At 34.6% G+C, this 21,057-nt stretch carries 20 protein-coding genes and 2 tRNA genes; 12 read left to right on the top strand and 10 right to left on the bottom strand.

Features of this window, described 5'->3' with window-relative positions; all coding sequences use genetic code 11:
* Positions 1-142: 142 nt before the first annotated feature.
* Positions 143-772 (bottom strand): 16S rRNA (guanine(527)-N(7))-methyltransferase RsmG, encoded by a 630-nt coding sequence (gene rsmG / locus ACNO7W_RS03340; RefSeq protein WP_417937014.1) that lies wholly within the window; start codon positions 770-772, stop codon positions 143-145.
* Between the two features lie 107 nt (positions 773-879).
* On the opposite strand from rsmG, the gene ACNO7W_RS03335 reads away from it, so the two are divergent.
* The gene (locus tag ACNO7W_RS03335) at positions 880-1,974 is read left to right on the top strand and encodes a fatty acid desaturase family protein (RefSeq protein ID WP_143386058.1); all 1,095 of its coding nucleotides are present in this window, start codon (positions 880-882) and stop codon (positions 1,972-1,974) included.
* A gap of 62 nt (positions 1,975-2,036) precedes the next feature.
* Positions 2,037-3,239 carry a pyridoxal phosphate-dependent aminotransferase gene (locus ACNO7W_RS03330; protein ID WP_417937013.1) on the top strand — a complete coding sequence of 401 codons (1,203 nt, stop codon included), beginning with the start codon at positions 2,037-2,039 and terminating at the stop codon, positions 3,237-3,239.
* 208 nt (positions 3,240-3,447) lie between these two features.
* Here ACNO7W_RS03330 and ACNO7W_RS03325 read toward each other — a convergent pair whose 3' ends face one another.
* Complete coding sequence (locus tag ACNO7W_RS03325; RefSeq protein ID WP_143386056.1) at positions 3,448-4,578, bottom strand: ATP-binding protein; 1,131 nt, start codon at positions 4,576-4,578, stop codon at positions 3,448-3,450.
* A gap of 259 nt (positions 4,579-4,837) precedes the next feature.
* Between ACNO7W_RS03325 and purT the strand changes: the two genes are divergently transcribed.
* Positions 4,838-5,998 carry a formate-dependent phosphoribosylglycinamide formyltransferase gene (purT, locus tag ACNO7W_RS03320; RefSeq protein WP_417937012.1) on the top strand — a complete coding sequence of 387 codons (1,161 nt, stop codon included), beginning with the start codon at positions 4,838-4,840 and terminating at the stop codon, positions 5,996-5,998.
* Between the two features lie 140 nt (positions 5,999-6,138).
* Here purT and ACNO7W_RS03315 read toward each other — a convergent pair whose 3' ends face one another.
* Positions 6,139-7,002, bottom strand: a complete 864-nt coding sequence (locus ACNO7W_RS03315) for a helix-turn-helix domain-containing protein (RefSeq protein WP_143386054.1) — start codon at positions 7,000-7,002, stop codon at positions 6,139-6,141.
* Between the two features lie 91 nt (positions 7,003-7,093).
* Here ACNO7W_RS03315 and ACNO7W_RS03310 point away from each other — a divergent pair, with 91 nt between their 5' ends.
* The 4 genes from ACNO7W_RS03310 to ACNO7W_RS03295 all read left to right on the top strand — a co-directional run bounded on the left by ACNO7W_RS03310 (position 7,094) and on the right by ACNO7W_RS03295 (position 9,377).
* A complete protein-coding gene (locus tag ACNO7W_RS03310) occupies positions 7,094-7,456 on the top strand; it encodes a DUF983 domain-containing protein (RefSeq protein ID WP_417937011.1) in 363 nt (120 codons plus the stop codon).
* A 57-nt stretch (positions 7,457-7,513) separates the two neighbouring features.
* Positions 7,514-7,843, top strand: coding sequence for a DUF6370 family protein (locus ACNO7W_RS03305; protein ID WP_417937010.1), 330 nt, complete (start codon positions 7,514-7,516; stop codon positions 7,841-7,843).
* Positions 7,844-8,112: 269 nt separating this feature from the next.
* Positions 8,113-8,988, top strand: a complete 876-nt coding sequence (gene fabD, locus ACNO7W_RS03300; RefSeq protein ID WP_143386051.1) for an ACP S-malonyltransferase — start codon at positions 8,113-8,115, stop codon at positions 8,986-8,988.
* Between the two features lie 137 nt (positions 8,989-9,125).
* The gene (locus tag ACNO7W_RS03295; RefSeq protein WP_143386050.1) at positions 9,126-9,377 is read left to right on the top strand and encodes a hypothetical protein; all 252 of its coding nucleotides are present in this window, start codon (positions 9,126-9,128) and stop codon (positions 9,375-9,377) included.
* 33 nt (positions 9,378-9,410) lie between these two features.
* Here the strand turns inward: ACNO7W_RS03295 and galE are convergent, their stop codons facing one another.
* Positions 9,411-10,424, bottom strand: a complete 1,014-nt coding sequence (gene galE, locus ACNO7W_RS03290) for a UDP-glucose 4-epimerase GalE (RefSeq protein ID WP_417937009.1) — start codon at positions 10,422-10,424, stop codon at positions 9,411-9,413.
* Positions 10,425-10,497: 73 nt separating this feature from the next.
* Positions 10,498-11,628, bottom strand: coding sequence for a DegT/DnrJ/EryC1/StrS family aminotransferase (locus ACNO7W_RS03285; protein ID WP_417937008.1), 1,131 nt, complete (start codon positions 11,626-11,628; stop codon positions 10,498-10,500).
* Positions 11,629-11,860: 232 nt separating this feature from the next.
* On the opposite strand from ACNO7W_RS03285, the gene ACNO7W_RS03280 reads away from it, so the two are divergent.
* Together ACNO7W_RS03280 and ACNO7W_RS03275 are read left to right on the top strand one after the other, a co-directional pair.
* Positions 11,861-13,105 carry a 3-deoxy-D-manno-octulosonic acid transferase gene (locus tag ACNO7W_RS03280; RefSeq protein WP_417937051.1) on the top strand — a complete coding sequence of 415 codons (1,245 nt, stop codon included), beginning with the start codon at positions 11,861-11,863 and terminating at the stop codon, positions 13,103-13,105.
* Between the two features lie 331 nt (positions 13,106-13,436).
* Positions 13,437-13,661 (top strand): hypothetical protein, encoded by a 225-nt coding sequence (locus ACNO7W_RS03275; protein WP_143386047.1) that lies wholly within the window; start codon positions 13,437-13,439, stop codon positions 13,659-13,661.
* A 168-nt stretch (positions 13,662-13,829) separates the two neighbouring features.
* Here the strand turns inward: ACNO7W_RS03275 and ACNO7W_RS03270 are convergent, their stop codons facing one another.
* The 5 genes from ACNO7W_RS03270 to mutS all read right to left on the bottom strand — a co-directional run bounded on the left by ACNO7W_RS03270 (position 13,830) and on the right by mutS (position 17,660).
* The gene (locus ACNO7W_RS03270; RefSeq protein WP_143386069.1) at positions 13,830-14,177 is read right to left on the bottom strand and encodes a DUF1508 domain-containing protein; all 348 of its coding nucleotides are present in this window, start codon (positions 14,175-14,177) and stop codon (positions 13,830-13,832) included.
* A gap of 217 nt (positions 14,178-14,394) precedes the next feature.
* Positions 14,395-14,676 (bottom strand): GIY-YIG nuclease family protein, encoded by a 282-nt coding sequence (locus tag ACNO7W_RS03265; protein WP_417937007.1) that lies wholly within the window; start codon positions 14,674-14,676, stop codon positions 14,395-14,397.
* 55 nt (positions 14,677-14,731) lie between these two features.
* Positions 14,732-14,817 (bottom strand) — tRNA-Leu (locus tag ACNO7W_RS03260).
* A 12-nt stretch (positions 14,818-14,829) separates the two neighbouring features.
* Positions 14,830-14,905: transfer RNA gene (locus ACNO7W_RS03255), tRNA-Gly, on the bottom strand.
* Positions 14,906-15,053: 148 nt separating this feature from the next.
* Positions 15,054-17,660, bottom strand: coding sequence for a DNA mismatch repair protein MutS (mutS, locus tag ACNO7W_RS03250; RefSeq protein WP_417937006.1), 2,607 nt, complete (start codon positions 17,658-17,660; stop codon positions 15,054-15,056).
* Positions 17,661-17,811: 151 nt separating this feature from the next.
* On the opposite strand from mutS, the gene ACNO7W_RS03245 reads away from it, so the two are divergent.
* The 3 genes from ACNO7W_RS03245 to ACNO7W_RS03235 all read left to right on the top strand — a co-directional run bounded on the left by ACNO7W_RS03245 (position 17,812) and on the right by ACNO7W_RS03235 (position 21,054).
* A complete protein-coding gene (locus ACNO7W_RS03245; RefSeq protein ID WP_417937005.1) occupies positions 17,812-18,249 on the top strand; it encodes a DUF1573 domain-containing protein in 438 nt (145 codons plus the stop codon).
* Between the two features lie 74 nt (positions 18,250-18,323).
* Entirely contained in the window at positions 18,324-18,860 is a 537-nt protein-coding gene (locus tag ACNO7W_RS03240; protein ID WP_417937004.1) for an RNA methyltransferase, read from the top strand.
* A 55-nt stretch (positions 18,861-18,915) separates the two neighbouring features.
* Positions 18,916-21,054, top strand: coding sequence for a T9SS type B sorting domain-containing protein (locus ACNO7W_RS03235; protein WP_417937003.1), 2,139 nt, complete (start codon positions 18,916-18,918; stop codon positions 21,052-21,054).
* Positions 21,055-21,057 lie beyond the last annotated feature (3 nt).

Here is a 21,057-nt window from a genome sequence, read left to right as displayed (position 1 = left end):
GATTCAAAATAATTTTGAATCCTTGTGGGGTTTGTTTTTTTGTGCAATATTGTCATTGCGAGGAACGAAGCAATCTCTAGACTATACTATTGATTATAGGAGATTTCTCCTTCGTCGAAATGACAACTTTATGAGTAAACTCTTAACTTGTAAACTTCAACGGCACATGCACTACTTTCTTCGTTTCGAAGAATTCATCTTCAAAGAAATCGGCTAAATTGTATTCTGTGGCTTTTGGAAAATCTTTTAACTCTTCGGTTAAATCGCCACCTTTTAGATAGAGAATTCCATTTTTCAATTCGTGTTTGTTATTTTTCTTGATTTTGGTTTTCACCCAAGAAACAAAATCCGGCATATTAGTGACAGCACGACTCACAATAAAATCAAAATCGCCTTTTACATTCTCGGCGCGAAGTTGTTCTGCTTTTACGTTTTTCAGTTCTAATGCTTCGGCCACAGCCTGAACCACTTTGATTTTTTTGGCAATAATATCTATTAGAAAAAAACGGGTTTCCGGAAAAAGAATCGCCAATGGAATTCCAGGAAATCCACCACCAGTTCCAACATCCAAAACATAAGCTCCCGGTTCAAATTTTATAATTTTCGCAATTCCCAACGAATGCAAAATATGTTTGGTGTATAAAGCATCAATATCTTTTCTCGAAATGACATTGATTTTTTCGTTCCAATCGTGGTATAGAAAATCCAATTTTTCAAATTGCTCTTTTTGAATATCGGTTAAATAAGGAAAATACTTAAGAATCTCGTCCATGCTCTAATTTTTTAACAAAAGTACTATTTTTAGATTGTAAATATTTAACTCAATTTTGCATATTGAAAATTTATAATAATTATCTTTGGGGATTATTATAAAATTATATGAACAAGACCGCTCCTACATTTGCAAAGCAAGACAATCTGAAATTTTTCAGAACGCTTAACTCGCGGGTAAACAATTACTTCAAGGAAAATAACATCCAAAAAACAGGAAATTGGAAACTTTATTTGAAAACCATAATTCTGTTTACCGTTTTTCTTGCGCCCTATTTTTTGATACTAACCCTGGATATGCCATTTTGGGCCCATGTATTATTGACTATTGTCATGGGAATAGGTATGGCTGGAGTGGGAATGAATGTGATGCATGATGGAAACCACGGCTCTTATTCTAATAAAAATTGGGTAAATAAATTCATGGGTGGAACTATTTATGTTCTTGCAGGAAATGTATATAACTGGCAAGTACAACACAATGTTTTACACCACACCTATACTAACATTCCCGGTCATGATGAAGATTTAGATGCCGGACGCGTCATCCGTTTTACAAAAGAAGCTAAATGGTATAATTTTCACCGTTTTCAACAATATTATTCTGTTTTCTTATATGGATTACTAACTTTCAATTGGGCTATAACAACTGATTTTAAACAAATGAGAAGTTACCTAAAAAGAAAATTATCCTATGGTGAAGCCAAAAGCCCAAAAATACTTTGGACTACTTTAATCATTACAAAAGTAATTTATGTTTCCATTTGGATTGTATTACCTATTTTTATAGGAATTACATGGTGGAAAGTACTTATTGGCTTTTTTGTAATGCATTATACTGCAGGATTAATACTAAGTGTTGTTTTTCAATTGGCACACGTAGTTGAAGAAACCACTAATCCTTCTCCAAATGAATTAGGAGAAATGGACAATACTTGGGCGATTCACCAATTATTCACCACAACCAATTTTGCTCCAAAAAACAGCATCGTAAATTGGTACACTGGAGGATTAAATCACCAAATAGAACACCATATTTTTCCAAACATTAGTCATGTACATTACGGTAAAATTGCAAAAATCGTAAAAGAAACTGCTCAAGAATGTAACTTGCCTTATTACGAATATAAAACGATGCGAAGTGCCGTTATCGCTCACTTTAAGCATTTGAAAGAATTAGGAATGAAACCGGAACTTATATAATCACACTAGAGCTTTGGTGCGTCACAATAAAAAACTAAAAAACTAATTACAATTAACTAAAAATGAATCCACTTTCAGACAGAATTAACAATCTAGCTACATCACAAACACTAGCAATGGCCGCTTTGGCCAGAGAATTAAAAGCACAAGGAAAAGATATCATCAGCTTAAGTTTAGGCGAACCTGATTTCAATACCCCAGACTTCATTAAAGAAGCTGCCAAAAAAGCGATTGACGAAAACTACAGTACGTATTCTCCAGTAGAAGGATATGCTGATTTAAAAGAAGCAATCTGTAGAAAATTCAAAAGAGACAATAATTTAGAGTACAAACCATCTCAAATTGTAGTTTCAACAGGAGCAAAACAATCTTTATACAACATTGCTCAAGTAATGTTAAACGATGGTGACGAAGTAATTTTACCCGCACCGTATTGGGTTTCCTATTTCGAAATCGTAAAATTATCAGGTGGAGTTCCTGTAGAAGTACCAACTTCTGTAGATACTGATTTCAAAATCACACCAGAACAATTAGAAGCAGCCATCACACCAAAAACAAAAATGATGTGGTTCAGCTCTCCTTGTAATCCAAGTGGATCTGTGTACAACAGAGAAGAATTAACTGCATTAGCAAAAGTGTTGGAGAAATATCCAAACGTTTATGTTGTTGCCGATGAAATCTACGAGCACATCAATTTCTCAGGAACTTTTTGTAGCATCGCTTCAATCCCAGGAATGTTAGAAAGAACGATTACCGTAAATGGAGTAGCAAAAGCTTTCGCCATGACAGGATGGAGAATTGGATATATTGGAGCTCCTGAATTCATTGCTAAAGCGTGTACAAAAATACAAGGTCAAGTAACAAGCGGTGCCAACAGTATTGCACAACGTGCTACCATTACTGCTGTAGATGCTGATCCAAGCGTTTTAAAACACATGGTTCAAGCTTTTCATAGCCGTAGAGATTTAGTGGTTGGATTATTGAAAAACATTCCAGGAATAAAAATCAACGTTCCAGAAGGTGCTTTTTACGTATTCCCAGACGTTTCTTCTTTCTTCGGAAAAACATTGAAAGGAACTTTCATCAAAGATGCCAATGATTTCTCTATGTATCTTTTGGGCGAAGCTAATGTGGCAACCGTAACAGGTGATGCATTTGGAAACCCGGACTGTATTCGTTTTTCTTATGCGACAAGCGAAGATTTATTGAAAGAAGCGTTACGCAGAATAAAAGAAGCGGTATCATTAACCGAAGTTCCAGCATAATATAAAATTTGTTTAAAGTTTCAAAATAGTTTAAGGTTTAAAGTTTTACCGCTTTAAATTTTAAACTATTTTTTTATGGGCGTGACCCGCTGAAAAAGCGGGTCGGGCTATTCGTTGCAAGTCCTCGCAAAACTCCATTTCATTCCGTCTTGCTGTGGGCTTTCCTCTTCTATCCCTCACGCAAAAAATGCCTGACAACCACTAATCATTAAACCAAAAAATCATCTATATTCTCTGGCGTAACCACCAAAGTTTTATTTATTGCATAATTATCAATAAATGTTTTCGGAAAAGCTTTATTTGATTTTTTAGTATTCCATTTGAATTCAAATGCTGAAAAAGCACCATCTATTTCTTCTATCCAATCTATTTCTTGTTGTTGATACGTCCTCCAAAAATAAAAACGACCATACCAATTATTGTAATTCAAAAATTTTATTCTTTCTGAAATAATAAAATTTTCCCATAAAGCGCCTATATCTTGTCTAAATTCTAAAGATTTAAAATTTCCAATAATAGCGTTTCTAATTCCGTTATCATAAAAATAAATCTTTCTAGAAGTATTCATTTCATTGCGTACATTTCTACTCAAAGGTTGTAATCTAAAAACAACAAAAGCCTTTTCTAATAATGAAATATACTGTTCTACAGTAGCTCTATCAACGCCAACCGTTCTGGAAAGCTCGTTATAATTCACTTCCGACCCCAATTGCAAAGCCAACGCAAGCAACAATTTATCCAAAACTTCGGGTTTACGAATTCCTTGATATTGTAACAAATCCTTGTAGAGATAACTTCCTGCGATTTGTTTCACAACACTTTCGGCATCATTAAAATTAGTAATCACTTCAGGATACATACCATAAATCATATAACGAGGAAGATTTTTAGCATTTTGCATATATCCAAAATGATTTTGCAATTCATGCCATGAAAAAGGAAATAAATTAAACTCCCATTTTCTACCCGTTAGTGGTTCATTAATTTCATTGGTAATATCCAAAGCAGAAGATCCACTTACTACCAAACGAATTCCTTTAATTTGATCATTAATAATTTTGAGCACCATACCAATATTTCTTATTCGCTGTGCCTCATCAAAAAATATCGTTTTGTAGTTTCCAATAATACTTCGTAGTTTATTTTCGCCTGCATTTTCTAAAAGCAGCCTGTCTTCCGGATCATCCCCATTGATAAAAAGATAATTACCCTCCGCTTCGCAGAGTGATTTTATCAAGGTAGTTTTACCAACTTGTCTTGGACCGATAACAATCAAAACTTTGCCTGAATTCCATTTTTCAAGTAAATTATCCTTTAATTTTCTGGCTATTTCTAACATAATTCACTCCTATACATTAATACAAATATAAAAAAAAAATATAAATATGAAATTATAATCTATTTTTTATATATAAATACGTGATTACATTCTATTATTTACATATAAAAATAGGATTATGAAGAATCCTAAAAGTAAAAATATAATAGAATTCAAAAAGAAATACTTTCAAAAAAACAGTATTTTTGCTTTAGTTATAAATTGCATTCATAACCTTACGCAACTTTAAACATTAAACTTCAAACATTAAACTTTTTTCATGAAAATACTACTTCTCGGCTCAGGCGAATTAGGAAAAGAATTTGTAATCGCAGCACAACGCATCGGACAAATCGTAATCGCAGTTGACAGTTACGAAAATGCTCCTGCTATGCAAGTGGCTCATGATTTTGAAGTTATCAATATGCTCGACGGCGAAGCCTTAGATCGAATTGTTGCCAAACATCAACCTGATTTTATTGTCCCTGAAATAGAAGCTATTCGTACGGAACGTTTTTATGATTACGAAAAGCAGGGTATTACTGTTGTTCCTTCGGCAAAAGCGGCAAACTTCACCATGAACAGAAAAGCGATCCGCGACTTGGCATCCAAAGAATTAGGTTTAAAAACGGCTAATTATCGCTACGCCACAACTGCCGATGAATTACAAAAAGGTGTAGAAGCTGTTGGAATGCCCTGCGTGGTAAAACCATTAATGTCTTCTTCTGGAAAAGGACAATCGACTATAAAAACGGAATCCGATATCGAAAAAGCCTGGAATTATGCCGTTGAAGGTTCCCGTGGAGATGTTGTAGAAGTGATTGTTGAAGCCTTTGTAAAATTCAATTCGGAGATCACTTTATTGACCGTAGTTCAAAATAATAATCCTACTTTATTTTGTGCTCCAATTGGTCATAGACAAGAACGTGGCGATTATCAGGAAAGCTGGCAACCCGCCAGAATTTCCGATGCAGCTTTATACGAAGCGCAAGATATGGCCGAAAAAGTGACAGAAGCTTTGGGCGGAGCAGGTCTTTTCGGTGTCGAATTTTTCCTTGCTGATGACGGTGTTTATTTCTCGGAATTATCGCCAAGGCCTCATGATACCGGAATGGTAACTTTGGCTGGAACACAAAATTTCAATGAATTCGAATTGCATTTACGAGCTATTCTTAGTCTGCCTATCTTCGAAATCACATTAGAAAAAGCTGGAGCCAGTGCCGTGATTTTGGCTTCGGAAAATTCAACAAATCCAACTTACACGGGCATCGAAAAAATTGCTTCTTTACCTAAAACTGATTTCAGAATCTTTGGCAAACCAACTTCAAGATCGTATAGAAGAATGGGAGTAGCTTTAGTCAATGACACTTTAGAAACATCGATTGAAGAAATTGTAGAAAGAGCAAAAAAAGCCGCCAGTTTAGTTACTGTGAATTCGTAGTTACCTTTGACTCTACCACGAATTGTGCGCATTGTGTTTTTTCGCCACGAATTAATTCATTATAATTTTAAAGAAATTAGCGAGAATTCGTGGCTAACTTTTTTTACTCAATTTAGGTCACACTCAACACGTAGTAAACCTCACCTTTTAAAAATACGGAAAGCAGTCGGTGTCATTGCAGTATGTTTTTTAAATAATCGTGTAAAATAGGAATAGTCATCGAACCCTAATTCCGTTGCAATTTCGTTGACAGTCATTTTTTTATCCATCAACATTCGTTTTGCTTCGAGAATAATTCTATCCGTAATTACTTCGGTAGTGGTCTTTTTCAGGATTTCGTTGCATATCCTATTCAAATGTTTTAATGTAATGTGGAGTTGTGATGCATAGAAAGAAGGCGTTCTTTCTGTCTTAAAATTCTTTTCCAAAAGCACTTCAAAATTTTTAATTTTCACATTATATGAATGCGCTTCATGGAGAAGAGTTTCACTATATTTTCTGGCAATTTCAATATGTATACTATCTAGCAGATTCATGATCTTATCTTGCTTCAGCATTTGGTTTCCCTGGGTTTCCGAAATTATATTATCAAAATAAGGCAAAATTGCTTTGGACTCGACTGCATCAAACACCATTTCAGGGGTATTATTCACCGAAGAATAAAAAGGATAGTCGCCAATTATTTTTTGTCCAAAATAGAGATTATACATTTCCTGTGAATAAAAAATCACAAACCCTTCCACATCATCCGATAAATCCCAATGGTGCATTTGTCCGGGCTGCAAAAAAAACATACTTCCCCGCTGAATCGAAAACACATCAAAATCGATTTCATGTGTTCCCGAACCTTTGGTAAAAAAAACCAAAACATACGAATTATGCCGATGCGGTTCCTCAACAAAACTATGGTCGATTAAGTGATTTTTGAATGTATTAATGTACAAATCACTATTCACAGAATTACAGTTAAACCGCTGAATGTTATAAATAGGATATTTTTTCATGATTACCCAATGTCTTTATTGTGCTATAATTAGCGAATATAGAAAACATCCTTGACGTGGATAAGAAATACCTTTGATAAAAATAATAAAAATGTCATACGCTATTGCTCACATCCTAAATAATGATTGCCCTCATTGTCTTGAAGGCAAGGTATTTAAAGAAAAAAACATTTTTTTCAATATTGGATTCCCTAAAATGAATCCCTATTGTTCGCATTGTCAATTTAAATTCGAAAAGGAACCTGGCTATTTCTTTGGTGCTATGTATGTTAATTATGGCCTGACAGTAGCTCAAGGAATTGCCACCTATGTTATTGCCCAATTTTTTTTTAAGGAAACTTTCGATTTAAGAATCATTCCTATTATTGCTGTTGTTATTATTACAATGGCTTCTTTTAATATTCGTTTTTCCAGATTATTATGGATTTATATGTTTAAAAATTATTCAAGCTAAATAGTAACACTTAAAATATAAAAAACTGTTATCTTAGCTAGTGTAAATTCATAAACTATGAAACAGTTAGCAATTCTAATCTTTTTATTTTCTACAGCTTTAGTTAGCGCACAAGATAAAAAAGAACTACCAAAATCACAAATTGTAGAAGCTTCTTGCGGTCAATGCCAGTTTGGAATGGAAGGACACGGCTGTGAATTAGCCGTTCGAATAGATGGAAAAGCCTATTTTGTAGATGGCACTTCTATTGATTCTCATGGTGATGCGCATGCTGATGATGGTTTTTGCTCAGCTGTAAGAAAAGCCGAAGTGGCAGGAAAAGTAGAGAACGATCGATTCAAAGTGACTTCATTTAAACTACTTCCCGAAAAATCAGAAAGTAAATAGGAAGCCAAAAGTTCTAAAATAGCCCCGATAGAGCCGATATCCTCGTAGCGTAGCGAAGAGATAAAGGCGATAGCGGGACGACTCATGATGAAAAAACATAAAAACACCTGCTCCTAAAAGTCATCCCTATAAATCCTAAAAAAGTAGTATTTTTGTAGCTTAATTTAATTTTTTCCGCAACATTGCAGAACTTTAAACTTTAAACAAAAATATATGAAATGCCTTTTGGCATTCCATCTGACAAATAAAAAACAATAAAAAAACTACAGATGAAAGCATACGTATTTCCGGGTCAGGGCGCACAATTTACAGGAATGGGCAAAGACTTATATGAAAACTCTCCATTAGCAAAGGAATTATTCGAGAAAGCCAATGAAATTTTAGGTTTCCGCATCACTGACATCATGTTTGAAGGTACAGCCGAAGAATTGAAAGAAACCAAAGTAACCCAACCGGCAGTTTTCTTGCATTCGGTGATTTTGGCAAAAACTTTAGGTAAAGATTTCAAACCAGAAATGGTAGCAGGACATTCATTAGGTGAATTTTCAGCATTGGTTGCGAATGGCGCTTTGTCTTTTGAAGACGGATTGCGATTGGTTTCACAACGTGCTTTGGCCATGCAAAAAGCCTGCGAAATAAAACCTTCGACTATGGCAGCAGTTTTAGGATTAGCTGACAATATTGTGGAAGAAGTTTGCGCTTCGATTGACGGAATTGTAGTGGCTGCCAATTACAACTGTCCGGGGCAATTAGTGATTTCTGGAGAAACATCAGCAGTGGAAAAAGCCTGCGAAGCGATGAAAACGGCGGGTGCAAAACGCGCTTTATTGCTGCCTGTTGGCGGTGCTTTTCACTCTCCAATGATGGAACCGGCAAGAGAAGAACTGGCTGCTGCTATTGAAGCAACGACTTTCTCGACTCCTATCTGTCCGGTGTATCAAAACGTAACGGCAACTGCGGTTTCAGATCCTGCCGAAATAAAGAAAAACTTAATCATCCAATTAACTGCTCCCGTAAAATGGACACAATCTGTACAACAAATGATTGCCGATGGCGCGACTTTGTTTACTGAAGTGGGCCCAGGAAAAGTATTAGCCGGATTGATTGGAAAAATTGATAAAGAAGCGGCTACTGCTAACGCGTAATTAGTGTTCAGTCGCATCGCAGTGTTCAGTCATAAAATCGTTTACAAATAGAATCCTCATAAATGAAAGTTTGTGAGGATTTTTTTTATCTTTATAGGATAAGTTCACTCAATTATTAATTTTTTAAAATGAAAAAAATGAAAAAAGCACTTTTAGGATTAGCATTTGTTGCAACTTTAATAACTTCTTGTAAAAAAGAAACAAAAGATGAAGTAAAAGAGGCTACTGAAGCTATTGGAAATGAAATGGAGGAAGCGATAGATACGGCAGCTGTAAAAGTTGATGCTGCAGCTGATTCTACTAAGGTTAAAGCAGGGGAAGTTCTTGAAAAAGGGGCTGATAAAATGAATCAAGCCGCGGAAAAACTAAAAGAAGCAGCAAAAAAATAATCCAAAAAAAAGGCTGTCGTTGACAGCTTTTTTTTATTTCCTGATTTTCTGTTCCCACTTCCAGGCACTTGTCATAGCTTCTTCTAAAGTGGATTGTGCTTTCCAGCCTAAAACATTATTCGCTTTATCAGTATTGGCATAAGCCTCTACAACATCACCTTCTCTACGGGCAACTATTTTGTAAGGTAATTTTTTACCGCTTACTTTTTCGAACGCATAAATGACTTCTAAAACGGAACTACCAGTTCCGGTTCCCAGATTGAAAGTCTCTACTTTAGCTGTATTTTTTTTATTTAATAATCGTTGTAAGGCAATAACGTGGGCTTTTGCCAAATCAACTACATGAATATAATCTCGAATACAAGTTCCGTCCAGAGTTGGGTAATCATCCCCATAAACTGATAGTTCATTTCTCAAACCCATCCCAGTTTGAGTAATAAATGGCACTAAATTTTGCGGCACTCCAATAGGTAATTCACCAATTTCAGCCGAGGGATGAGATCCAATCGGGTTAAAATAACGCAATAAAATCGCATTAATATTGGTTACTTTGGCAGTATCAGTGATAATTTCCTCCCCAATTTGTTTTGTATTTCCATAAGGAGACATGGCAGTTTGAATCGAAGCATCTTCAGTAATTGGCATTTTTTCAGCTTGACCATAAACGGTACAAGATGAGCTAAAAATAAAACTGGCTTCTGGTTTTTGTTGCAATTCTTGAAGTAAGTAAACTAACGTATTAATATTATTTTCATAATACAACAATGGATTCCCTACACTTTCACCAACTGCTTTTGAAGCCGCAAAGTGTATCACACCTGAAATATCGTGATGTCTTTTGAAAAAATCCTGTACTTTATCTTTGTCGCGCAAATCTAGCTTTTCGAAAGCAGTAACTTTTCCAGTAATATTTTGGATTCCATCTAATACATTCAATGATGTATTTGACAAATCATCTACAACTATCACCTCAAAACCTTCATTTTGCAATTCAACAACGGTATGAGAACCAATAAAACCTAAACCTCCTGTTACTAGTATTTTCATTTTATTTTTTTGTACAGACGCGATTTATCACATCTCATTTTATAAAAAAGACGCGATAAATCGCGTCTCTACATTATTTTAAAAACTCTAAAACGCTTTCCGTAATGAATTTTATTTGCTCATCATCAAGTTCCGTGTGCATTGGCAACGAAATTACTTCTTTTACCAACTGATTCGTTACCGGAAAATCTTCTTCTTTGTAACGAGCGTCTACGTATGCTTTTTGCGAATGCAAAGGAATTGGATAATAAATTGCACATGGAATACCTTTATCAAGTAAATGTTGCATCAACCCATTTCTATCTGCATCAATGATTCGTAATGTATATTGATGAAAAACATAATCGTCTTCATTTTCATCAAAAAAAGGAACAATTATATTCGAATGACCCAAAAATGCGGCGTTATATTTTACAGCAGCACTCCGACGAGCATTGTTATATTGATCCAATAAAGGCAACTTAACATTCAAAACTGCTGCCTGAATACTGTCTAAACGAGAGTTCACTCCTACAACATCATGGTGGTAGCGTTCGTACATTCCGTGATTTACAATTCCGCGAAGTTTGTGCGCCAAAGCATCATCATTCGTAAAAATAGCACCGCCATCTCCATAGCATCCAAGATTTTTTGAAGGAAAAAACGAAGTTGCCCCTACGTGCCCAATAGTTCCAGCTTTCTTTTTGGTCCCATTCGAAAATTTACAATTACCACCAGTGGCTTGTGCATTATCTTCGATAACGTATAGATTGTGTGCTGCGGCAATAGCCATAATTGCTTCCATATTGGCGGTACGACCAAACAAATGCACCGGAACAATCGCTCTGGTTTTTGGCGTAATTGCTTTTTTAATTCCTTCGATAGAAATATTCATATTATGCATATCCACATCAACCAAAACCGGCGTCAATTGCAGTAAAGCAATCACTTCAACGGTTGCTGCAAAAGTAAAATCGGCAGTAATTACCTCATCGCCAGGCTTTAAATCCAATCCCATCATCGCAATTTGTAAGGCATCGGTTCCATTGGCACATGGAATTACATGTTTTACATCCAGATATTCTTCTAAAGATTTTTGGAATTGATGAACTTGAGGTCCGTTGATATAAGTATTTGTGTCTAAAACTTCCTGAATAGATGCGTTTACAACGGCTGCAATTTTATCATATTGACTTTTTAAGTCAACCATTTGGATTTTTTTCATTGAAATTTTTTGTTTAAAGTTCGAAAGATTACCGTTTCTGGAAACAACAAACACTTTCTTAAAACGAAGAACAAAAATAGTTATTTAATGAGTTTAAACCAATGAAACCCACATTAAAAAAGATATTATTCCGATGAAATAAAAAAGTGGGTTCCTGACAACCAAAATTTAAATATTTCTTTCGGAAGAAATTAATATAAAGAAAACGTATTTTAGCCACAAAATTTCAATGATGCTTTTTCTTTATAATCTAATTGTTCGAATTGCAGGTTTTTTATTAAAAATCATAGCCTTTTACAGTCCAAAAATCAAACTTTTTGTTGAAGGCCGGAAAGTTGTTTTTCCTACTTTGGAACAAAAAATAAAACCTTTTGATAAAACGATTTGGTTTCACGCTGCCTCATTAGGCGAATACGAGCAAGGCTTGCCTGTAATTGAAAAAATCAAAGAAAAATTTCCTTTACACAAAATCGTGGTTACATTTTTCTCCCCTTCGGGTTACGAAGTTCGTAAAAATAATACCGCTGCTGATGTCACGGTTTATTTGCCTTTAGACACAAAAAAAAATGCACAGGAGTTTTTGAAACTCGTTCATCCCGATTTAGTGTTTTTTATCAAATATGAATATTGGCTGAATTATTTAAGCGAGCTTAAGAATCAAAATACGCCTACTTATTTAATATCCGGAATTTTAAGAGAAAATCAGATGTTCTTCAAATGGTACGGAGGATTTTACAGAAAAGCTTTAGATGCTTTCACTTATTTTTTTGTACAAAATGAAAACTCTAAAAAATTATTACTCCAATTAGGCAAAACCAATGTAGCCGTTTCTGGAGATACGCGTTTTGACAGGGTTGCTGCTATTTTAGAAAAAAACAATGCTTTGGATTTTATCGCCAATTTTAAAAACGATACTTTAACAATCGTTATTGGCAGTTCTTGGCCAAAAGACGAACATTTAATAGTTGATTTTATTAACTCCAACAATTATAATGTCAAATTTATAATTGCGCCTCATAATATAAAAGAAGAACAGATTCAACAGCTGAAAAACAGCATTACTAGAAAAACGATACTTTTTTCTGAAAAGGAAAATGCAGCTCTTGCCGAATATGATGTTCTGATCATTAACACCATTGGTATCCTGACCAAAATCTACAGTTATGCAGATATTGCCTATGTTGGAGGCGGTTTTGGAAATCCTGGAGTACATAACATCCTTGAACCTGCGACTTTTGGTGTTCCAATAGTGATAGGGCCAAACTATTCTCATTTTGCCGAAGCAACTGCTTTAGTGAATCTGGAAGGCTGTACTTCTGTTTCCAATAAAAGGGAGCTGGATGCTGCTTTTACAAACTTAATTCTAAATGAGGTGGAAAGACAGGAAAAAGGGCATATTTGCAGCACTTTTGTACAAATGAATAAAGGCGCAACAAATATGATTATGAATACCATTTCAAAATTTGAAACGCATTAACCTTTCAGTATTTACGCTATAAAGAAGTAAGCTAACAATTAAAAAAATCAATTTACACCAATATTCCATCGTTAATTATTTTTTTTAACAGGACCAAAACTGGACAACTATTAGTTAAAATCGGATTACTTAAAAAGTCTGTAAGAGTATTATCCATTAAATTTGCACTATATTTTTTACATAATTGTTCTTGTGGCATAATAGTTGTTGCAAATGAGAATGTTGGACTTAAATATTATTTTTTTAAAAAAAAAATAAAAAAATATTTTACATATTAAAAAATTTATATCTTTGCCACGAATTAATAATTAACCTTTTATATTAAATTAAGATGAAAAAAGTATTTTTAAGTTTAGCTGTTGTTGCTGTTTTGACTGTTGTATCATGTAAAAAAGCTGATGCTCCTGCTGAGGACGCTGCTGCTGTAGTTGATTCTGCTGCTGCTGTTGTTGATTCTGCTGCTGCTGTAGTTGATTCTGCTGCTGTTGTTGTTGATTCTGCTGCTGCTGTTGCTACTGATGCTGCTGCTACTGCTACTGAAGCTGCAAAAAAATAATTAGAATTTAAATTCTAAAAATTTTAAAGCCATCCGCTATGCGAGATGGCTTTTTTAATTTATAACATCCCCATCTTTCAAGAAACGGAATTACAAATAAAAAAAAGAGAGCAATTGTAGGTAGGTACAATTGCTCTCTTTTTTTATACAAATCAGTTTTTTTCAATCTTAATCACTGAAAACGAAATCATTTGCAGAGAAATCTAATGTTTCCGACATTGATCCATATCGTACAATTTCATCAATTCCTTTTTGAAGTCTTAATGAAGTGGTGTATTTTCTACTTGTTGCAAAATGATTACCTCCTAACATCAATTTAAAAAAGTACTTCCCATTGGAAGACTTAAACTTTAAAAAGTCAGCCGATCCAATACCTGCTTTTAACTTTTCAATATCTTCTTCACATTCAAACTTAAGTTCATAACTTAAACTTGTAAAAATAATTTTCCCCTTTCTTGAAGTAAAAACAAATTTATACTCTTCATTATATCTTTTACTTATTACAAAAGCTCCCATACTATACCTTGAAATGAATTGCATCATTAAAGTTAAAACTGAAATGATTATATTTTTAAATTACATAAACACTAAAAGCACTGCACTTTTAAGTACTTGTAATTAACACTATAAAAATCTAAATGGATTTATTTTAAAATAAAAAAAGCTCCAAACATAGTTTGAAGCTTTTTTAGTACTCAGAGCGGCTCCGAAGCTTCGGAGTTGAACCCGTATATTATAATTTATTTTGAATATCTAATAAGATATCCAGGTTAACTATCACTTTCTCCAAAAAAATTCTAGACTTCATTCTTTTCAAAAACTTCTCTAATCCATAAGCTTTTCCACTCGATTCACACTCGAAACTTAAATTCAATTCCCAAGGAGCTCCTTTTACTGTAAACACTTCGCTATAAAATCCGGAATTATGCTCTCCCAATCTTTTTTCGACATCATCTGTAGTTTCTACATAATACCTGTCTAATTTTTTAGAATAAATTATATAAATAAAATACATTTAAAAAAATTGTTTAATAAAAAAAAGCTCCAAACATAGTTTGAAGCTTTTTTAGTACTCAGAGCGGGACTTGAACCCGCACGAACATTGCTGTTCACTGGATTTTAAGTCCAGCGTGTCTACCAATTTCACCATCCGAGCATTATGTGGTGTTGGAGCGAAAAACGGGGCTCGAACCCGCGACCTCGACCTTGGCAAGGTCGCGCTCTACCAACTGAGCTATTTTCGCATTATCAATTCTTAAAAAGAACCGCGATACTTGTTCTGTATTGCGGATGCAAATTTAGGACATTTATTGAATTAAACAAGCCTTTTTTATAAAAAAATCACAGATAAAAGTTAACTTTCTGATAACGTAAACTTTAAAACAAAATAAATTATTTTCTGGTCAACATTCTTTTAATCTCATTAAGTTTCATCAATGCTTCCATAGGCGTAATGGTATTTATATCCAAACTAATAATCTCTTCTTTGATTTCTTCTAACAAAGGATCATCCAGATTGAAAAAACTCATTTGCATTTCGTCTTTCGCAGCTTTTATTCCGTTCAGCGCATCGCTAGAATGATTCTTTTCTAATTTTTTCAAAAGCTTTTGTGCTTTCAGAATTACGATTTGTGGCATTCCAGCCATTTTCGCCACGTGTATTCCAAAACTATGCGCACTTCCGCCTTTTACCAGTTTTCGAATGAAAAGCACCGTATCTTTCAATTCTTTGACAGCCACATTATAATTCTGAATTCTAGACAGTGATTCACTCATTTCATTCAACTCATGATAATGCGTTGCAAATAATGTTTTAGGCTTAGAAGGATGTTCGTGTAAGAACTCTGCAATAGCCCATGCGATTGAAATCCCATCATACGTGCTGGTTCCTCTCCCAATTTCATCTAAGAGCACTAAACTCCTATCAGAAATATTATTCAAAATGGAAGCTGTTTCATTCATTTCGACCATAAAAGTGGATTCACCCATCGAAATATTATCGCTAGCTCCTACTCTTGTGAATATTTTATCAATAATACCCATTCTCACGCTATCTGCGGGAACAAAACTTCCCATTTGAGCCAAGAGTACAATTAAAGCAGTTTGACGCAAAATAGCCGATTTACCGGACATATTGGGTCCAGTAATCATTATCAACTGTTGCGTTTCTCTATCCAAGAAAACATCATTGGCAATATAAGGCATACCAACCGGCAGTTGTTTTTCGATAACAGGATGTCTTCCGTTTTTAATTTCCAGTTCGAATGTCTCGTCTAATTCTGGACAAACATATTTATTTTCGATAGCCAATTGAGTGAAAGAGCACAAACAATCCAGTTGTGCAACCAAATTAGCATTCATTTGAACCGGTTTGATATAAGTGGCAATCCAACTGACTAATTGTTCGAATAACTCTACTTCTATTTTATGAATTTTTTCTTCGGCACCAAGGATTTTGGTTTCATATTCTTTTAATTCCTCAGTAATATAACGTTCCGCATTGACCAAGGTTTGCTTTCGAATCCATTCCGAAGGAACTTTATCTTTATGCAAGTTTCTAACTTCGATGTAATATCCAAAAACATTATTAAAAGATATTTTCAAAGAAGAAATACCTGTCAATTGTGATTCCCGTTTTTCAATTCCTTCCAAAAATTCTTTACCAGAAGTTGATATTGCTCGCAGATCATCTAATTCTGCATTGATTCCTTTAGCAATAGCATTTCCTTTGGCAATAGCCACGGGAGCATCCTGATTTAAAACCGTTTTTATTTTTTCCCGCAATAATTCGCAGCTATGCAAACTGTCACCAATCACTTTTACTGCCTCTTGCGGACTTTCCAAGGCCAGCGTTTTTATTGGAATAATAGCATCCAATGATTCTTTCAAATAAACTACTTCCCGAGGCGATACTTTTCCGGCAGCAATTTTCGAAATCAAACGTTCTAAATCCGAAATCTGTTTGATTTGCTTTTGAATATTTTTTAAAACGTCTTGATTGTCTTTCAAGTAAGAAACTACCTGATGACGGCTTTTTATTTTAGTACTGTCTTTCAAAGGAAGCGCCAACCATCGTTTTAACAATCGTCCGCCCATTGGCGAAAGCGTTTTGTCAATAACATCGAGAAGCGTAACCGCATTTGGATTATAACTATGGTACAATTCCAAGTTACGAATCGTAAATCGATCCATCCAAACGTAAGCATCTTCGGCGATACGCTGAATTGCGGTGATATGTTGAACTCTATTGTGTTGCGTTTCGGATAAATAATACAAAATGGCTCCCGAAGCAATAATTCCTTCTTTCAATTCTTCGATTCCAAATCCTTTCAAGGAAATAGTTTGAAAATGCTTGGTTAAGGTTTCGAATGCATAATCTTCTTTGTAAATCCAGTCTTCCAGATAAAAGCTATGATAGTCATCCCCGAAAATTTCTCGAAAATCATTTTTATTATTTTTTGGAATCAGAACCTCACTTGGATTAAAATTCTGTAACAACTTATCAATATATTCTGCATTCCCTTGCGCTGTTAAAAATTCTCCTGTTGAAACATCCAAGAACGAAATCCCTATTGATTTATTTGCAAAGAAAACAGAAGCTAAAAAATTATTGGTTTTAGATTGTAAAACCTCATCGTTCATAGAAACACCCGGAGTTACAAGTTCAGTAACACCCCGTTTCACAATCGTTTTTGTCATTTTTGGATCTTCGAGTTGATCGCAAATCGCCACTCGAAGCCCTGCTTTGACCAGTTTTGGCAAATAGGTATTCAAAGAATGATGCGGAAAACCTGCAAGAGCTGTTTCGGTCTCAGAACCTGCTCCACGTTTGGTTAATACAATTCCTAAAATTTTTGAAGCCCTTACAGCATCCTCTCCAAAAGTTTCATAAAAATCTCCTACTCGAAACAACAAACACGCATCAGGATATTTCCTTTTGATCTCGTTGTACTGCTTCATTAATGGCGTTTCCTTAACCGTTTTATCTTTAGATGCCAAGTTATTTTATATTTAAAAATGTGTCAGCGAATTTATATATTTTATAGCGAATAACTATCACTTCAAAAATTAAAATATTTTTAAGGAAAATTTAAGATGTAATTTCTATTTTTTCTATAGATTTGTGTTTAATTCTTAAATTAAAACTGACATGAAAAAAATAGTTACACTAGCGTTATTATTAGTATTAGGGGTTACAGCTTCTAATGCACAAGAAACATCAAAGGTTACAAAAAAAAAAGCTACAACTACTAAAGTAAGTGGCGCTGGAATGGTTTTTGTAAACGAAGTTATTGATTACGGGACTATTGCACATAATGCAGATGGAAAACGTGAGTTTGTTTTTACTAATAATGGTACCAAACCATTAATTATTACAAATGCCCAAGGTTCTTGTGGTTGCACAGTACCAACGAGCCCAAAAGAACCAATTGCACCTGGCGCAAGAGGAGTTATTGGTGTAAAATACGCTACTGATAGAGTTGGTGCATTTACAAAAACGGTAACAATTACTTCAAATGCTGAAGGACAACCTACTAAAGTACTTACAATAAAAGGAACTGTTTTAGCAGATAACGCAAAGAGCTAAATTCTAAATTAATTATAACAAAAAAGCTTCCCTAATTTCGGAAGCTTTTTTTATTAAAACAAACCTAAAAAAACATGAGAAAACTGGAAAACAGCGAACTCGAAAGAAAATCCATTGACGCTTTTAAAGAATCCGAAAAAACACCCCTCATTTTGGTGTTAGATGATATTCGTAGTTTGCATAATATTGGTTCCGTATTTAGAACTGCCGATGCTTTTTTAATAGAAAAAATATATTTGTGCGGTATCACTGCAACACCTCCAAACAAAGAAATTCATAAAACAGCACTTGGCGCAACTGAAACCGTAGCTTGGGAACATAATGAAAACGTTCTTGAAGTTATTGAAAAATTAAAAAAAGAAAATATTACCACACTTGCTATTGAACAAGTAGAAAGCGCTGTTTTTCTTCAAAATTTTGAAGTTGAAAAGGAGAAAAAATATGCTTTAGTTTTTGGAAACGAAGTGTATGGCGTTTCTCAAGAAGCAGTTGCATTGTGCGATGGCTGTATCGAAATTCCACAATTAGGAACCAAACATTCTTTAAATATCTCAGTAAGTGCAGGCATTGTAGTCTGGGATTTGTTTCAAAAATTAAACTGGCCAAAATAATTTTTTTTTAAAATAAGAATAGCAATACTTTTATCGCATGAGAATTTATCATTTTTTGAAAATAACTTTAGCTTTTTTATTTATTTCGAATGTGACTTACGCAACAATTCTATTTTATCCTATAAAAAAAGACACCATAACAGCACCTAATCAAGTTATTTATTTATTGTTTCATTCGGAAACTAAAAACAAGTTTGCCATAGCTATTACACCGCCCGTAATTAAAGCTACTGGAAATCAAATATATTGCCCCGGTTCTTCAATAAAAATTGTAGAAAATATAACAATAGCAAACGATCCAATTGAACCTAGTACTGATGCCATTTATATTCAAATTTCTTCAGGTTATGTAAATGGACAGGATCAATTAACACTTACTGGTTCTCATCCAACAATTATTTCAAGTTGGGATATTGCCTCAGGAAAATTAAAATTATCCAGTCCAACAGGAGCAGATGTTTTATATAGCGACTTTGTAAATGCCATAAAAGAAGTTGAATTTAGTAATTCATCAGCTTCTCCTTCAGGCATTCGAAATTTCTCAATCACAATAGGACAAGCAAATTATTTACCTAGAAACAAACATTTTTACGAATATATTTATAACCCAGGAATCAGTTGGACAGAAGCAAAATTAGCTACGGAAACAAAGATTTATTATGGGTTAAAAGGTTATTTAGCCACTCTGACAGCGGCTGATGAAGCCCAATTGGCAGGAGCTCAGGCGGCTGGAAACGGCTGGATTGGAGGCAGTGATACCGAAACAGAAGGCGTCTGGAAATGGGCTACAGGACCGGAGACAGGAATGGTAATGTCTTATACAAATTGGAATGCTGGTGAACCAAACAACAGTAATGGTAATGAACATTATGCACACGTTAAAGCACCTGGAGTATCTGGAATTCCAGGATCATGGAACGATCTGCAATTAAATGGAGATTCAACTGGAGATTATCAATCAAAGGGATATATTGTAGAATATGGCGGAATGGTGCCAAATGATGTTGAAAATCTTCAAATTTCAGCTAGTACAACTATAATAATTCCTCAAATTACTTCTACTACACCAGCTTCAAGATGTGATTCAGGCACAGTTACGCTTCAAGCAACCGCTTCTAATGGTAGCGTAAACTGGTATGGTGCGGCAAGTGGTGGAACTTCATTAACAACTGGAAACACTTATACAACACCATTATTAACAGCCACAACAACTTATTATGTTGATGCCGGATGCACAACATCAAGAACTGCAGTTACAGCAACCATATACACAATTCCAACTATAATAGCTACCAATTCCCCCGTTTCCAGATGTGGAGCAGGAACCGTAACACTAGAAGCAATCGCTTCGACTGGAAATATAAACTGGTATTCTAGTCTAACCGGCAGCACTATCATAGGAACTGGGACAAGTCTGACTCTACCCAATGTTACTCAAAACACAACATTTTACGGAGAAGCCATAAATAACGGATGCACTAATGGTAATCGGATTTCGGTTGAAGTTAATGTTTATACTCCACCAGTTGTTATGGATCAGGAATTAACACTATGCAAATCCAGTACACTAACACTTGATGCACAAATTCCTAATATGACTTATTTATGGTCCACTGGTGAAACAACTCAAAAAATTGTCGTTTCTACGCTAGGAACCTATACTATAAATGTAACAAGCCCAGCTCCCGAAAACTGCACTAGTACAAAAAAAATCACTGTTATTGAACACAACACCCCCGAAATAGATCGTATTGACGTCAATGAAACTACCGTTGTAATCTATATAAAAAATCCTGAGATTTATTTTGAATATTCCGTTGACGGAATCAATTACCAAAGTTCAAATGTGTTTTTTAATGTGCCAAGTGGATTGCAAACTGCTTATGTAAGAGAAATAAATTACTGCAGTTATGATACAGAAAATTTTATTGTTCTTATTATTCCTAAATTTTTCACCCCAAACAACGATACTTATAATGATTTTTGGGAAGTAAAAGGATTAATTAATTACCCTGAAGCTGAAGTGACCATATTTGACCGATATGGAAAAATGATTACCCAATTAAATGCATCAAAACTAACTTGGGACGGAACATTGAATAAAAATCTATTGCCCGCATCCGATTATTGGTATATCTTAAAAATAGACAATACCAAACCCGAAGTAAGAGGTCATTTTTCACTTAAAAGATAGTTT

It is taken from the genome of Flavobacterium sp. ZB4R12, assembly GCF_048276375.1.
Classification (GTDB): Bacteria; Bacteroidota; Bacteroidia; order Flavobacteriales; family Flavobacteriaceae; genus Flavobacterium; species Flavobacterium gawalongense.
Note: the sequence above shows the minus strand (reverse complement) of the source record. Positions and strands in the feature narration are given on the sequence as shown.